The sequence below is a fragment of the Roseobacter sp. genome, assembly GCF_039970775.1.
In the GTDB taxonomy this organism is placed as follows: Bacteria; Pseudomonadota; Alphaproteobacteria; order Rhodobacterales; family Rhodobacteraceae; genus Roseobacter.
Genome location: NZ_JBDVLG010000009.1, coordinates 61,447 through 76,056, shown reverse-complemented (window position 1 = coordinate 76,056; position 14,610 = coordinate 61,447). Strand labels below are relative to the sequence as shown.

Here is a 14,610-nt window from a genome sequence, read left to right as displayed (position 1 = left end):
GCAGCGTTTATTTAGGTAAGCGACGCGCCCGCCGGGACATCTATGGTGATCGCACTGCCTGCAGCACCCCGGCCCAGTTGCAGCGTGCCTTCCAACCCTTCGATCAACCCGGTCACGATACGCCCGCCCACGGTTGATGGGTTGGGCCACGACATGTCATGCGGGATGCCAACCCCGTCATCTGTCACGATCACACGCAAACCACCGGCGCTCAGCCGCGACACACGCACTTCGATCAACCCGGTTTCGAGCCGGTCAAACGCGTGTACAAACGCGTTGTTCAGGACCTCTGATACCACAAGCCCCACCCGAGAGGCCGTTTCAACCGAGACCTCGATTTGATCAACAAAAATGTTCATGCGCACCCCAGAGCGCCCGTACACATGCCCGATTGCACTGCACAATCGCGACAAATAACTGCCCATCTGGATCTGGTCGGAGAGCGTATCGGCCAGTTTCATTTCTTCGTACAGCAACTGAAGCGTCTCGATGCGTCTGGCCAATGCCGCGTATTCGGCGGGAACCGAGGTGGAGTTGGTTTGATGCCGGATCATGCTGATAATCAACGACATGTCGGTTTCAACGCGCCCCTGTATCGCGCTGAGTGCGGTGTCGATCCGCCTGGATGCATGGCCGCGATCTTCGGTGTGCAGCTCTTTCTGAATGCCAAGGAAATACTGCACAGCGCCGGTGTCGTCGCATATGGGCGTAATCACCAACCGGTTCATGAACGGTTCGCCATCGGCACGGTAATTGAGGATATCCGTGGTCACCGATTGCCCCGCCTCAATCGCTGCGCGCAGTTGATCTACGGCGGTTTTTTCGGTGTCTTCACCCTGCAAAAACCGGCAATTGCGCCCGATTATGGTGCTGCGGGCGTGGCCGGTTTGACGTGTAAAGGCGTGGTTTGCATACACAATCGGGTTGTCATCAAGATGCGGGTTGGTCACCACCATGGGCACTTGCGCGCGCCCGAACCCGTCGAATGTTGTGTCCTCGGCGAGGACTGGTTCTACAGTATCTGCCATGATTGCCACTCTAAGTCGCTGTCGTTATCTGCTGCTGTGTGGGGGCGCCGTAAGGGCGGGTGCGAATGGTGGTGCCAACGCCCAAGGCGGGGCGCCAGACCGCGCGGCGGCGTGGCTCAATCTTCCGAGGAGTATCGACCTGTTATGCTCAGGTAATATTGCCCCGACGTGCCAGATACCCGCCAGCGTCAACGACGCGGTGTCAGATAGTGTGTCCATTGTGCTCCCTCATCCGGCTGGCAGGCCGAATGCCTCTTCATAGTTAACTGACTATGGACCTAGTGCGCCAAAATAATTTGACCACTGTTCAAGAGCACGATCCCCCGATTGTTGAGATGAAAACGAAGCCTCGGGGGCAGCGACGTTTCTATGGCACTGTTATGTCGCCTTTTTTTCTGCGGGTTTTTTCTTGGCTGCAGGCTTTTTAGCAGCGGGTTTTTTAGCCGCTGTTTTCTTTGCGGCCGGTTTTTTCCGCCGGGTCCCTTTTTTCGCGGCCTTTTCGTCAATCAATAACACCGCGGCCTCAATTGTCAGGTCATCGGGTTCTGTGCCCTTTGGCAGGGTCGCGTTGACCTTATCCCATTTCACATAGGGTCCGTATTTCCCTTCCATGATAGCAATCGCGCCGCCCTGATCAGGGTGTTCACCTAGCTCGCGCAGGGTTTTCGCTGTGGCACCGCGCCCTTTGCGGCTGGCAACCTTTTCGGCCAGCAACTGAACGGCGCGGTTCATGCCCACGGTAAAGACCTCGTCGATGCCGTCGAGGTTGGCGTTTGTGCCGCCCCGTTCAGACGTGCTGGCCGCGTGTTTGAGGTACGGCCCGTAGCGCCCGATATTAGACCAGACCATGATCCCGTCTTCTGGGTGGGGCCCAATTTCGCGGGGCAGGGACAGCAGTTTCAACGCCTGCGGCAAATCTACGTCTTCTGGCGGCCAATCCTTGGGGATCGATTGACGCGGCGGTTTTTTATTGTCGTCGGTGACCTCGCCGCGCTGCACGTAGGGCCCAAAACGGCCTTTGAAGGCATAGATCTTGTCGTCGGTGTCTTCGCCCAGCAGCTTGCCTTCGGGGGGGATGCCGCTGTCGTCTTCTTCACCGGGGGGGCCAAAGGCGCGGGTATAGCGGCATTCGGGGTAGTTCGAACATCCGATGAACGCGCCGCCAGACCGCGCCGTACGCATGCTCAGCCGGCCCGCCCCGCAATTGGGGCACAGCCGAGGGTCGGTGCCTTCTTCATTGGCAGGGAACAGATGCGGCTCCAGCACCTCGTTGATCTTTTCCAACACTTCGGTGATGCGCAGATCGGCCGTTTCAGCAACGGCGGCGGAAAAATCACGCCAAAAGCGCCGCAGCACCTCTTTGTATTCCGCGTCTCCCGCGCTGACATCGTCCAACTGACCTTCCAGATCAGCGGTGAAATCATAACCCACATATTTGCGGAAATAATTCTCCAGGAACGCGGTGACCAACCGGCCCTTATCTTCGGGGATCAGGCGGTTCTTATCCTTGCGGACGTAATCGCGGTCTTGGATGGTTGTCACGATAGACGCATAGGTCGACGGGCGCCCAATGCCCAGTTCTTCCATCTTTTTGACCAACGTCGCTTCGGTATAACGGGGGGGCGGTTGGGTGAAATGCTGCTCGGGCGTGACAGAACGCTTGTCCATCTTGTCGCCCTGATCGACCTGCGGCAGGCGCTTGTCGTCTTCGTCGACGACGTCATCGCGGCCCTCTTCATAGACCCGCAAGAAGCCGTCAAACAACACCACCTGACCGGTCGCACGCAACGCGACCTGCCCGTCGGCACTGCCCACATCAACGGTGGTGCGTTCCATGCGCGCGGCTTCCATCTGGCACGCAAGGGTGCGTTTCCAGATCAGATCATAGAGCTTGCGTTGATCCGCATCAGAGGTTTTGAGATCCTCAGCCTTGGTCATCATATCGGTGGGCCGCACGCATTCGTGGGCCTCTTGTGCGTTTTTGGCTTTGTTTTTGTAGATACGCGGGCTGCCGGGCACGTATTCTTTGCCATATAGCGTCGCGATGGCGTCGCGGGCGGCTTGCACGGCTTCAGGCGCCATATCGATGCCGTCGGTCCGCATATATGTGATGTAGCCTGCCTCATAGAGCCGTTGCGCGGTGCTCATGGTCTGGCGCGCGCCCATGCCAAACTTGCGGCTGGCTTCTTGCTGCAGGGTGGATGTCATGAATGGTGCAGACGGATTGCGGTTTGCGGGTTTGGCCTCGACCGACTGCACGCTCAAATCACGGCTGCTGATCGCCTGAACGGCCATTTCGGCCTGTGTCTGGTTTGCGATGTCGAATTTATCGAGCTTTTTGCCCGCCAGAACCGTTAACCGTGTTTCAAATTCCTGCCCGCGTGGGGTGGCCAGCAAGGCCTTGACAGACCAGTACTCGCGGTTGCGGAAGGCTTCGATTTCCATCTCGCGTTCGACGATCAGCCGCAGGGTCACCGACTGCACCCGACCGGCCGATTTCGCACCGGGCAGTTTGCGCCACAAGACGGGCGACAGGTTGAACCCCACCAGATAGTCCAACGCGCGGCGCGCCAAATAGGCCTCCACCAAAGGCATATCAACCTGACGGGGGTTCGCCATCGCCTCGGTCACGGCTTTCTTGGTGATCTGGTTGAAGACCACGCGCGACACGGGCGTGTCCTTTTTGATCGATTTGCGCTTGGTCAGGGTTTCTTGCAGGTGCCAACTGATCGCTTCGCCTTCGCGGTCGGGGTCAGTTGCGAGAATCAGTTCGTTGTCGTCTTTCAGCGCATCGGCAATCGCTTTGACGTGTTTTTTGCTGTCGCTGGCGACCTCCCACAGCATTTCGAAATCAGAATCAGTATCAACGGACCCGTCTTTTGGAGGCAAATCGCGCACGTGCCCGTAGGAGGCCAGCACGGTATAGTCGCTGCCTAAATAAGAGTTGATTGTCTTGGCTTTAGCCGGAGACTCGACGACAACGACTGGCATGTACTGGGGTACCCCTAGGAAAATTTATGCGCGTATGTGGCAAGGCAAATGTGGTGTGTAAGCGGTTTTGTCAATCTGGACATAGGCCGCCCGGCGAAAAATAGTCACTCTTTGTGGTGGTTGGGCCGTTCATGGTGGTGGCCCGGTTGAAATAATTTGGGCACGATGGTGTCTCATGCATAAAACACTCAGGCGCGCGACAAAAGTCCCCCAGCGCGGCGTGTGATTTTGCCATCCAGCTCAAGATCGAGCAGGGCAGGGGCGATATCGGATGCGGTCACCGCCAAATCACGGATCAGCTGATCTTCGGCAACGGGCGTGGGGCTCAATTGCGACAGGATCCGGCGATGCAACGCCGCCACATCTTGCAATCGTGTGTTCTTTTTGGCGGGCGGGGCAGGGGCGGGCGGTGCAGGTATCTCGGGCATATCGCCGCTGAGCGGGGTTAGCGCCTCCAACACATCCGCCGCCGACCGCACCAATGTTGCCCCCTCGCGGATCAGCTGATTGCACCCGGCGGCACGAGCATCGAACGGGTTGCCCGGCACCGCCAGCACATCGCGCCCTTGATCCAACGCGTCACGCGCAGTGATAAGGCTGCCGGATTTGGCGGCGGCCTCAACCACGACCGTCGCCGCACTAAGGCCCGATATAATGCGATTGCGGCTGGGGAAATGGCGCGCGATGGGTTTCAAGCCCATGGGTTGTTCGGAAATTCGCAGGCCCGATGCCGCGATATCGCGCGCAAGATCTGCGTTTTCGACCGGGTAGATCACATCAACACCGCCCGCTTGTACTGCGACCGTTCCGGTAGGCAGGGCGGCCAAATGCGCGGCCGTATCAACGCCGCGTGCCATTCCGGACACAACGACGTACCCCGCCGCGCCCAGATCACGCGCCAAGGCCTTTGCCATCCGCGTGCCCAGTGACGACGCATTGCGCGCGCCCACTAAAGAAATCATCGGGCGCTGCAACAGCGCCGGATCCCCTAAAACCCACAAAAAGGGTGGCGCATCATCGAGGTCGTTCAACATAGCGGGGTAGGCAGGGGTGTCGTGCATGATCAGACGTACACCCGCATCACGGGCTGCGTTTAATTCGGCCTGAATGACCGCTTCGGGACATATCTGGTATTTTTCAACGCCGGCGGCGCGCGCTACCTCTGGTAGCGCGGCCAACGCGTTCTGCGCCGTGCCGTGTTCAGTTAGCAGTCGTTTATACGTGGTTACGCCAACCCGGCGGGATCGCAAAAGACGGAGACGGGAGAACTGTTCATCTTCCGAGGTGGGTGGGAGTGGGGGGTGAGTGGAAGAAGGATTGTGGTCCTTTTCAGTCATCCTCGTCTCCGTCCTTTACAAGAATCAGGTTTAAGCTGAGTTGGTTAACAATAGGTGAACACCTAAAATATGTGGGTTCGCTATTTCTGGGGAGGCGTCGGCACCTAGGACGCTGACCCTCCTACGGTCAGGCCTCCAATCATCAACGTGGGTTGGCCCACACCCACCGGCACCCACTGCCCAGCCTTACCACAATTGCCCATACCGGGGTCCAATTTCATATCTTTGCCAATGGCTCTGATCTGTTGCAGCGCCGTTGCGCCATCGCCGATTAACGTGGCCCCTTTGACAGGCGCGCCGACTTTGCCGTTTTGCACGCGATATGCTTCGGTACAGCTAAACACGAACTTGCCATTGGTGATATCGACCTGCCCGCCGCCAAAGCCCACCGCATAGATCCCGTCTTTGAGATCCGCGACAATATCGCCGGGTTCGGTATCGCCGCCCAGCATATAGGTGTTGGTCATGCGGGGCATCGGCGCGTGGGCATAGCTTTCACGCCGCCCATTCCCCGTAGGGGCCACGCCCATCAGGCGCGCGTTTTGCCTGTCTTGCATGTAGCCCACCAAAACGCCGTCTTCGATCAGGGTGTTTTTGCCCGATTGCGTGCCCTCATCATCAATCGTGATAGACCCGCGCCGGTTGGGGATCGTGCCGTCATCCAACACGGTCACGCCAGGGCTGGCGATCCGTTGCCCCATGAGGCCCGCAAACGCAGACGACCCCTTGCGATTAAAATCGCCCTCTAAACCGTGCCCAATCGCTTCGTGCAGCAAAATGCCGGGCCAGCCTGGCCCAAGCACAACGTCCATCACACCCGCAGGGGCGGGGACCGCCTCTAGGTTCACCGTCGCGATTCGCAAAGCTTCGCGGATCTTGGCCTGCCAGTCGGCGGGCTCCAACATACCATCAAGACCCACGCGACCGCCGCCGCCCACACCGCCAGATTCGCGCCGCCCGTCTTGTTCGACGATCACTGAAACATTCACCCGCGTCATCGGGCGCACATCGCGAAACGATTGGCCGTCGGGGCGCAGGATCTCTATTTCTTGCAAACTGGCCGCAATCGTCGCCGAAACCTGCACCACGCGCGGGTCCAGATCGCGTGCAAACGCGTCAATCGCGCGCAGGGTTTCGATTTTCACGGGGAATTCAGCACCCGCGATGGGGTTTTCGTCTGTGTATAGCCGGGTGTTGGTGGGCTGAGGCGCGTCGGCCAGGGTGCCGCCCCCATCGCCCACCGCCAGACGCGCCGTTTCTGCCGCGCGTGTCAGCGCCGCCTCTGACAGTTCGGTGGAATGGGCGTATCCGGTGACCTCGCCGCACACCGCGCGCAGGCCAAACCCTTCGGATGCGTCATAGCTGGCGGTCTTGAGACGGCCATCGTCAAACACCAACGCCTCCGAGCGGCGCCGCTCTAGAAACAGCTCGCCGTCATCGGCGCCATCTGTAGCCGCGCGCAACACACGCAGCGCCGTTGTGCGGTCCAAACTGTCACGAAACGGCATGAAAGGGGCATCAGACATCAAATAAGATCCTTGGGTTTGCGCGCAGGCGAGGGTGAAAAAAGCGTTCAGCGGCTCTATGACGCAAGCTGAACTCTTTATCTTAACCTCAGAATATGATTGTAAGAGTACAAATTACAACGGGCGGAGCTTCGCGCATCCACTTCCGCCTCTGGCAAGCATCATATGATCCCAAGATCAGGACGACACATGAAACGTTTCTTCACTCTCTCAGGTTTGATGGCTGGATTTGCTGCAACAGCGGCTCAGGCACAGGATAACCTCGAAATTATCGGCCGGCCTGTTGACGGCAAACTTGGTTTTCAACCCGCTGCGACAGAGCTGGCGCGGGACCTGCAATGGCTTGATGGTATGATTCTTGTGATCATCACCGTCATCACACTGTTCGTGACCGGCCTGATCGGTTGGGTGGCGTACCGCTACAACGCCAAACGCAACCCAACTGCGGCTTCTTTTACCCACAACACCCCGATTGAGATCGCATGGACAATCGTGCCGATCGTGATTTTGGTGTTCATTGGCGCGTTTTCCCTGCCGATCCTGTTCAAGCAACAAGAGATCCCCGAGGCAGACCTGACCATCAAAGTCACCGGATACCAGTGGTATTGGGATTATGAGTACGTGGACGAAGGGTTCGAATTCTCGAGCTACATGATTGGTGCACCGGCGACGGGCGGCCAAAACATGAAATCCCCTGAGGTGATCGCGCAGCTCGAAGAGGCCGGGTATTCCGAGGATGAATTCCTGCTGGCAACGGACACATCCGTTGTTGTGCCCGTGAACAAAACCATCGTGATGCAGGTCACCGGCGGCGACGTGATCCACGCGTGGACCATCCCAGCCTTTGGCGTAAAGCAAGACGCGGTGCCGGGCCGTTTGGCAGAGCTGTGGTTCAAAGCCGAACAAGAAGGTATCTACTTTGGGCAGTGCTCTGAGCTGTGCGGCCTGAACCACGCGTATATGCCGATCACCGTCAAGGTCGTGTCAGAAGAAGCCTACGCAGAATGGCTGTCCGAGGCACGTGAGGAATACGCAGGTATCCCGCGAACGCGTGTGATTGCCTCCAATTGATAGGTAGGGCCGGCCTTCGGGCCGCCTGACCCCACTCAACCCAAGCAAGGCGGATGAATGTCAGACGCAAGCATTTCTTCAACGCAGGACTATGATACGCAGCTGGGCGATTACTTCGCCTTGCTGAAGCCACGTGTGATGTCTCTGGTCGTATTTACCGCGCTGGTTGGCCTGTTGGCCGCACCGGTTTCGGTACACCCTGTCATCGCCTTTTCCGCGATTCTCTTCGTTGCAATCGGGGCCGGCGCGTCCGGTGCGCTGAACATGTGGTGGGACGCAGACATCGACGGCGTGATGCGCCGCACCGCCAAACGCCCGATCCCCTCGGGCCGGGTGCCCGCGGGCGAAGCATTGTCGCTTGGGCTGGCGTTGTCGGGCCTGTCGGTGATGATGCTGGCGTTAGCGGCAAATCTACTATCGGCAGCCTTGTTGGCCTTCACGATCTTTTTCTACGCCGTCGTGTATTCCATGTGGCTAAAACGATCCACGCCGCAGAATATTGTCATCGGTGGCGCCGCAGGGGCGTTCCCACCTGTTATCGGGTGGGCCATCGCCACGGGCAGTTTTTCGGTCGAATCATGGCTGATGTTCGCATTGATTTTCATGTGGACCCCACCGCATTTCTGGGCTCTCGCGCTGTTCATGAAATCTGACTATAACGACGCCAATGTCCCCATGCTGACGGTCACACATGGCCGCCGGGTGACGCGCCGCCATATCATCGCCTACACAGTTGTTCTGGCCGTCTTGGCCATCGGCACTGCGTTCACATCCATTGGTGGTCCGCTGTATCTGGCGATGGCCGTGGTGTTAAACGCGCTGTTTCTGATCGGTGCGGTGCAGATATGGCGCCGGGATGAAACGCAATCCGAAGCGGATGAATACAAGGTCGAAAAGAAGTTCTTTCGCCTGTCGCTGTGGTACCTGTTTGCCCATTTCGGTGCGATCCTGATCGAAGCGCTGTTGCGCCCCTATGGTCTGGGAGGCTGGTAAAATATGACGTTTCGTCCCGAACATGACCTGCATACGCGCCGCAAAGGGCGCAACATCGGTGTCGGCCTGATGTTGGGTGCGTTTGTCATCCTCGTGCTGGCGCTGACCTTCACCAAGGTCACCAGCGGTGATTTTGAACTGCCCAAAGCCGAGGAGCTGACCCAATAATGGCACTCAGTGGACCCACCAAAACAGTTGCGCAAACCGTCAGCCTTGTGGTTGTGATGGGCGGTCTCGCTTGGGCGTCCGTGCCGTTTTACGACTGGTTCTGCCGGGTGACGGGGTTTGGTGGTGTGACGGGGGTGTCACAGGTCGCACCTGACGATGTGTTGGATGAAACCATCAAAATCCGCTTTGATGGATCACTGCACAGCGAGATGTCCTGGACGTTCAAACCCGTCGAACGCGAGATGGAAATTCGCATCGGCGAGACCGGTTTGGCCTTCTACGAGGCGTATAACCCGACAAACCGCCCTATCGCGGGATCGGCCAGCTATAACGTGACCCCGTACCAAGCGGGCAGTTTCTTCAACAAGATCCAGTGCTTTTGTTTCGAAGAACAGATTTTGCAGCCCGGAGAACGGGTGCAGATGCCGGTGACTTTCTATGTCGACCCTGAAATCGTCGACGACCGTGATGGAAAATATATACACACTATCACGCTATCCTATACATTCTACGAAATTGACTTGCCCGAAGGCTACGCCGCCGTGCAGGGCATGGAACCAACCTCGGACACAAGTCTGAACTGAGCAAGATAAGGCAAGCGACGTCATGGCCCATGAAAAGAACCACGATTATCACATCCTAAACCCCTCGATCTGGCCCTTAATGGGGTCACTGGGCGGGTTTGCCATGCTGTTTGGCGCAGTTGTCTGGATGTCTGGCGGCACAACTCTGTTTTTCGAATCGGTCGAATTGAAAGGCCCTTGGCTGTTCTTAATCGGGCTGGCGGCTGTTTTATACGTGATGTTCGCCTGGTGGTCAGAGGTCGTGACCGAAAGCAAGATCGGCGACCATACCCCAGTGGTGCGGATCGGCCTGCGCTATGGGTTCATCTTGTTCATCATGTCCGAAGTGATGTTCTTTGCCGCGTGGTTCTGGAGCTTTTTCAAACACGCCATCTACCCGATGAACGAATACGCCGGGTCTGAATATGTCCCACCCTATATCTACCCGGTTGACGCGCTGCACCTGCCGCTGATCAACACGCTGGTGTTGCTGCTGTCTGGCTGTGCGGTAACTTGGGCACACCACGCGCTTGTGCACGAAAACAACCGCAAAGACCTGATCTCTGGGCTGACGATCGCGATCATTTTGGGTGTTCTGTTCACCTGCTTGCAGGCCTACGAATATATCCACCTGCTGCACGAAGGCTGGGAATTTGGTGGCGATGAATTCTACTCCAACTTCTTTATGGCCACCGGCTTTCACGGCGCGCATGTGATCATCGGTACGATCTTCTTGGCGGTCTGTCTGGTGCGTGCGCTCAAGGGGCATTTCACCCCTGAAAAGCACGTAGGGTTTGAAGCTGCGGCTTGGTACTGGCACTTTGTGGATGTGGTCTGGCTGTTCTTGTTCTTTGCCGTCTACATGTGGGGTGTGCCGAGCTAACCAGCCTTGGGTTGCAAAATCTGCATTGACGCTTAAAACATCGAAACGCGCGCGGGCTGACCTGTGCGCGTTTTCGCATTTACCGGGGGGCGTGAAACAGCGCATGCGACGTCTGATATTTCTTGTAGTCTTTGGCTTGGGCGGCGCCGCGATCTTGATCAGCCTCGGGGTCTGGCAGGTGCAACGCCTTGCGTGGAAGGAAGACCTTCTCGCCCGAATAGACACCGAAATTGCCGCCGACCCTGTTGCTCTGACCACTGACCTGGGCCGTTATGCGCCGGTGTCTTTGACCGGGGTGTTTGACCCAGATGCAGGATACATCCGCGTGCTGGCATCGCGCAAATCGACGGGTGCGGTGTACCGGATCATCCGGCCGTTTCAGGCCGACGGATACGGGCGCGTCTTGGTGGATACGGGCTGGGTGCCCGAAGCCGCAGGGACGTTGCCGCAGGTCCCAACAGGGCAGATCACGCTCGTGGGCAACCTCGACGCGCCCATCGAAGCAGACAGTTTCACACCGGTGCCGGATCTCGACGCCAACATATGGTTCGCCCGTGATGTCCCAGCCATGGCACGTACGCTCAACACCGACCCGGTTCTGGTGGTGCTACGCGACGCGCCTGACGCCAGTTTGGGCGTGACGCCTTGGCCCGTAGACACCGCTGGTATTTCCAACGATCACTTGCAATATGCCATCACATGGTTCTCGCTGTCTGCCATTTGGCTGGCGATGACCGCCGTCTTCCTGCGCCGCGGATCTGCGGCCAACACAAGCTGAAGCACAATATGCGTTATATTTCGACACGGGGCACCGCGCCCATTTTGAATTTTGAACAAGCCATGTTGACAGGGTTGGCACGTGACGGTGGGCTCTATGTGCCCGAAACGATCCCGCAGATGACAACACCGGAAATCGCGGCGCTCGACGGGCTCAGCTATGAGGCGATAGCCTACCGTGTGATGCGGCCCTTCGTGGGCGATGTGTTCACCGATGACGAATTCGAAAGCATAATCGACCGCGCCTATGCGGGTTTTGGTCACGCCGCGCGCGCGCCTTTGGTGCAGTTGGATCAGGGGCATTTCCTGCTCGAACTGTTTCACGGGCCGACTTTGGCGTTCAAAGATTTCGCCATGCAGTTGATCGGGCAAATGTTCCAAACGGCCTTGGGTCGCAAAGGCGACCGGGTCACCATTGTGGGGGCGACATCGGGCGATACCGGCTCTGCCGCGATAGAGGCCTTTCGCGGGCTGGATAATGTCGATGTGTTTATCCTCTACCCACACGGCCGTATCTCGGAGGTGCAGCGCCGTCAGATGACCACGCCCACCGAATCGAACGTGCATGCGCTGGCGATGGATGGCGATTTTGACGACTGTCAGGCGCGGCTCAAGGATATGTTCAACGACTTTGAATTCCGTGATGACGTCAAACTGGCCGGGGTGAATTCGATCAACTGGGGCCGGGTGCTGGCGCAGGTGGTGTATTATTTTTCCTCCGCCGTGGCGGTGGGGGCACCGCACCGGCCTGTCAGTTTCACCGTGCCTACGGGGAATTTCGGCGACATCTTTGCGGGCTACATCGCCAAACGCATGGGGCTGCCGATCGATAAATTGGTCGTGGCAACCAACCAAAACGATATCCTTGATCGCTGCCTGAAAGGGCAGGGCTATCACAAAGGTGAAACCGTGCCGTCTATCAGCCCGTCGATGGATATTCAGGTCAGTTCCAACTTTGAGCGCGCGCTTTTTGATGCCTACGACCGCGATGGCAATGCGATCAATCAGTTGATGGGTGAACTGAAACAGGGTGGTTTTGATGTCAGCCAAGGGGCGATGCAGGTGTTGCAAGCGCAGTATCAATCGGGCCGCGCGTCCGAGGCCGAAACCTCTGCCACCATCGCACAGACGTTGAAAACCAGCGGTGAGCTGCTATGCCCGCATTCTGCTGTTGGGGTAAAGGTCGCCAATGAACAGCGTGTGACCGGCACGCCGATGATCACCCTAGCCACGGCGCATCCTGCGAAATTCCCCGATGCGGTCGAACAGGCCTCGGGTGAACACCCCCCCTTGCCCCCGCGCATGGCGGACCTGTATGAACGCCCCGAACGGGTCAGCCGGGTGCCAAACGACATGGCTGCGCTGACCGCGCATATCAAAGGGCATAGACCTGCGTGACATTGAACCAACACCGCCTGCCGAATGGCTTTCGCATCGTAACCGAAGAAATGCCGGGGCTTGCTTCGGCCTCTATTGGGGTGTGGGTAAGCGCCGGCGCGCGCCATGAAACCCCCGCCCAGAATGGCATTGCGCATTTTCTGGAACACATGGCGTTTAAGGGCACCAAACGCCGCACGTCGTTGCAGATCGCCGAAAGCATCGAGGATGTAGGCGGGTATATCAACGCCTACACCAGCCGCGAGGTCACGGCCTATTATGCGCGCGTGTTGCAAAATGACGTGCCGCTGGCGATGGATGTGATCGCTGATATTTTGCTGAACCCCACGCTGGATGAGGCCGAGATCGAAGTCGAACGCGGCGTGATCTTGCAAGAGATCGGCCAAGCGCTCGATACGCCGGATGACGTAATATTCGATTGGCTGCAAGAAGAGGCCTACCCCGATCACCCCATGGGTCGCACCATTTTGGGCCCAACCGAACGCGTTTCGAATTTTTCGCGCGCGGATCTGCAAGGCTTTATCAAGCAGCACTACGGGCCCGAACAGATGATTTTGGCGGCAGCAGGTGCCGTCGACCACGAGGCGATCGTGAAACTGGCCGAAGATCTCTTTGGCGGTATGACCCCAACATCGGCCTTTGACGTGGATGCGGCCCGTTTTTTGGGTGGTGAACGGCGTCAGCCCAAGGCGCTAGAGCAGGCGCATTTTGCGCTGGCGTTCGAAAGCCCCGGCTACCGCGACGACAACATATACACCGCGCAAATCTATGCGTCAGCGTTGGGCGGTGGCATGTCGAGCCGCCTATTTCAGGAGATCCGCGAAAACCGTGGGCTGTGTTATTCGATCTTTGCGCAGGCGGGCGCCTATGCCGACACCGGCATGACCACGATTTATGCGGGCACCTCTGGTGGGCAATTGCCTGAACTGGCCGGGATCACCATCGACGAAATGAAACGCGCCGCCAGCGATATGTCACCAGCCGAGGTCGCGCGGGCGCGGGCACAGATGAAGGCGGGGCTGTTGATGGGGCTCGAAAGCCCGTCAAACCGGGCCGAACGTTTGGCGCGTTTGGTGCAGATCTGGGACAGGGTGCCACCGCTCGAAGAAACCGTGGCGATGATTGATGCGGTGACCACCGGTGACGTGCGCGAGTTTGCGCAAAATATGGCGTCTGCGGCCCCGGCGGCGCTGGCGCTTTACGGACCCATTGAAGACGCCCCCAGTTTGGTTCAATTGCAGGAACGGCGGGTGGCGTGATGCTGCGCGGGTTTCGCAAGCTGCGCATCGAAACAGAACGGATGGCCCTGCGGCCGCCGATCCATTCGGATTTTCGGGTGTGGGCTGGGCTGCGGTCACAAAGCAAAGATTACCTGTCACGCTGGGAACCCAGCTGGGCGGTGGACCATCTGAGCCGTAAGGCCTTTACCAACCGGGTTTACTGGGCCCAGCGGTCGGTTTCAGGCGGGTCGGCGTTGCCGTTGTTTTTGGTGCGCCGGTCAGATGATGCCTTGTTGGGCGCGATTACATTAGACAACATCCGGCGGGGGCCTGCGCAATCGGGGACCTTGGGGTATTGGACGGGCCAACCCTTTGCTCGTCAAGGGTATATGCGCGAAGCGATCACAGCCTTGGTGCACTATGCATTCACCCAGCTGGACCTCAGCCGGATCGAAGCGGCCTGCCTGCCAGAAAACGCGGCATCGCGCGGGTTGTTGGAAACGTCGGGTTTTAAATATGAGGGCGTTGCGCAAAGCTATCTGCAAATTGATGGGCGTTGGCGGACACACGTATTGTATGCCGCGTTGCGCAGCGACCGTCGGGGTAAAACGGACGCAGGTTAGCCCGCTGCGGCCATGTTTTAGGCGCTGGCCTG

At 58.3% G+C, this 14,610-nt stretch carries 13 protein-coding genes; 9 read left to right on the top strand and 4 right to left on the bottom strand.

Translation table 11 applies throughout. The features are described from left to right. Positions 1 to 11: 11 nt before the first annotated feature. From ABJH13_RS01750 to tldD, 4 genes are all read right to left on the bottom strand, one after another. Positions 12 to 1,028 (bottom strand): PAS domain-containing protein, encoded by a 1,017-nt coding sequence (locus ABJH13_RS01750; protein WP_348404494.1) that lies wholly within the window; start codon positions 1,026 to 1,028, stop codon positions 12 to 14. Between the two features lie 378 nt (positions 1,029 to 1,406). Further along, entirely contained in the window at positions 1,407 to 4,019 is a 2,613-nt protein-coding gene (topA, locus tag ABJH13_RS01745) for a type I DNA topoisomerase (RefSeq protein ID WP_348404493.1), read from the bottom strand. Positions 4,020 to 4,207: 188 nt separating this feature from the next. Continuing rightward, on the bottom strand, positions 4,208 to 5,356 hold the full coding sequence (gene dprA, locus ABJH13_RS01740; RefSeq protein WP_348404492.1) for a DNA-processing protein DprA: 1,149 nt from the start codon (positions 5,354 to 5,356) through the stop codon (positions 4,208 to 4,210). A 104-nt stretch (positions 5,357 to 5,460) separates the two neighbouring features. Next, positions 5,461 to 6,882 (bottom strand): metalloprotease TldD, encoded by a 1,422-nt coding sequence (gene tldD / locus ABJH13_RS01735; protein WP_348404491.1) that lies wholly within the window; start codon positions 6,880 to 6,882, stop codon positions 5,461 to 5,463. A 189-nt stretch (positions 6,883 to 7,071) separates the two neighbouring features. On the opposite strand from tldD, the gene coxB reads away from it, so the two are divergent. From coxB to ABJH13_RS01690, 9 genes are all read left to right on the top strand, one after another. Then, on the top strand, positions 7,072 to 7,953 hold the full coding sequence (coxB, locus tag ABJH13_RS01730; RefSeq protein WP_348404490.1) for a cytochrome c oxidase subunit II: 882 nt from the start codon (positions 7,072 to 7,074) through the stop codon (positions 7,951 to 7,953). Between the two features lie 57 nt (positions 7,954 to 8,010). Continuing rightward, entirely contained in the window at positions 8,011 to 8,946 is a 936-nt protein-coding gene (gene cyoE, locus ABJH13_RS01725; protein WP_348404489.1) for a heme o synthase, read from the top strand. 3 nt (positions 8,947 to 8,949) lie between these two features. After that, the gene (locus ABJH13_RS01720) at positions 8,950 to 9,114 is read left to right on the top strand and encodes a cytochrome C oxidase assembly protein (RefSeq protein WP_348404488.1); all 165 of its coding nucleotides are present in this window, start codon (positions 8,950 to 8,952) and stop codon (positions 9,112 to 9,114) included. After that, positions 9,114 to 9,698: a cytochrome c oxidase assembly protein gene (locus ABJH13_RS01715; protein WP_348404487.1), complete on the top strand. Its 585-nt coding sequence runs from the start codon at positions 9,114 to 9,116 to the stop codon at positions 9,696 to 9,698. Before ABJH13_RS01720 ends, ABJH13_RS01715 begins: the two co-directional genes overlap by 1 nt. 22 nt (positions 9,699 to 9,720) lie before the next feature. After that, positions 9,721 to 10,560, top strand: a complete 840-nt coding sequence (locus ABJH13_RS01710) for a cytochrome c oxidase subunit 3 (RefSeq protein WP_348404486.1) — start codon at positions 9,721 to 9,723, stop codon at positions 10,558 to 10,560. A gap of 103 nt (positions 10,561 to 10,663) precedes the next feature. Beyond that, a complete protein-coding gene (locus ABJH13_RS01705) occupies positions 10,664 to 11,338 on the top strand; it encodes an SURF1 family protein (protein WP_348404485.1) in 675 nt (224 codons plus the stop codon). 8 nt (positions 11,339 to 11,346) lie between these two features. Then, positions 11,347 to 12,735: a threonine synthase gene (thrC, locus tag ABJH13_RS01700; protein ID WP_348404484.1), complete on the top strand. Its 1,389-nt coding sequence runs from the start codon at positions 11,347 to 11,349 to the stop codon at positions 12,733 to 12,735. Next, the gene (locus ABJH13_RS01695) at positions 12,732 to 13,994 is read left to right on the top strand and encodes a pitrilysin family protein (protein ID WP_348404483.1); all 1,263 of its coding nucleotides are present in this window, start codon (positions 12,732 to 12,734) and stop codon (positions 13,992 to 13,994) included. Before thrC ends, ABJH13_RS01695 begins: the two co-directional genes overlap by 4 nt. Continuing rightward, positions 13,994 to 14,578, top strand: coding sequence for a GNAT family protein (locus tag ABJH13_RS01690; RefSeq protein ID WP_348404482.1), 585 nt, complete (start codon positions 13,994 to 13,996; stop codon positions 14,576 to 14,578). The genes ABJH13_RS01695 and ABJH13_RS01690 overlap by 1 nt, the downstream gene beginning before the upstream one ends. Positions 14,579 to 14,610: the final 32 nt, after the last annotated feature.

Coding starts and splice junctions, on each gene's coding strand:
- ABJH13_RS01750 (WP_348404494.1), bottom strand. CDS start 1,028: ATGGCAGATACTGTAGAACCAGTCCTCGCCGAGGACACAACATTCGAC.
- topA (WP_348404493.1), bottom strand. CDS start 4,019: ATGCCAGTCGTTGTCGTCGAGTCTCCGGCTAAAGCCAAGACAATCAAC.
- dprA (WP_348404492.1), bottom strand. CDS start 5,356: ATGACTGAAAAGGACCACAATCCTTCTTCCACTCACCCCCCACTCCCA.
- tldD (WP_348404491.1), bottom strand. CDS start 6,882: ATGTCTGATGCCCCTTTCATGCCGTTTCGTGACAGTTTGGACCGCACA.
- coxB (WP_348404490.1), top strand. CDS start 7,072: ATGAAACGTTTCTTCACTCTCTCAGGTTTGATGGCTGGATTTGCTGCA.
- cyoE (WP_348404489.1), top strand. CDS start 8,011: ATGTCAGACGCAAGCATTTCTTCAACGCAGGACTATGATACGCAGCTG.
- ABJH13_RS01720 (WP_348404488.1), top strand. CDS start 8,950: ATGACGTTTCGTCCCGAACATGACCTGCATACGCGCCGCAAAGGGCGC.
- ABJH13_RS01715 (WP_348404487.1), top strand. CDS start 9,114: ATGGCACTCAGTGGACCCACCAAAACAGTTGCGCAAACCGTCAGCCTT.
- ABJH13_RS01710 (WP_348404486.1), top strand. CDS start 9,721: ATGGCCCATGAAAAGAACCACGATTATCACATCCTAAACCCCTCGATC.
- ABJH13_RS01705 (WP_348404485.1), top strand. CDS start 10,664: ATGCGACGTCTGATATTTCTTGTAGTCTTTGGCTTGGGCGGCGCCGCG.
- thrC (WP_348404484.1), top strand. CDS start 11,347: ATGCGTTATATTTCGACACGGGGCACCGCGCCCATTTTGAATTTTGAA.
- ABJH13_RS01690 (WP_348404482.1), top strand. CDS start 13,994: ATGCTGCGCGGGTTTCGCAAGCTGCGCATCGAAACAGAACGGATGGCC.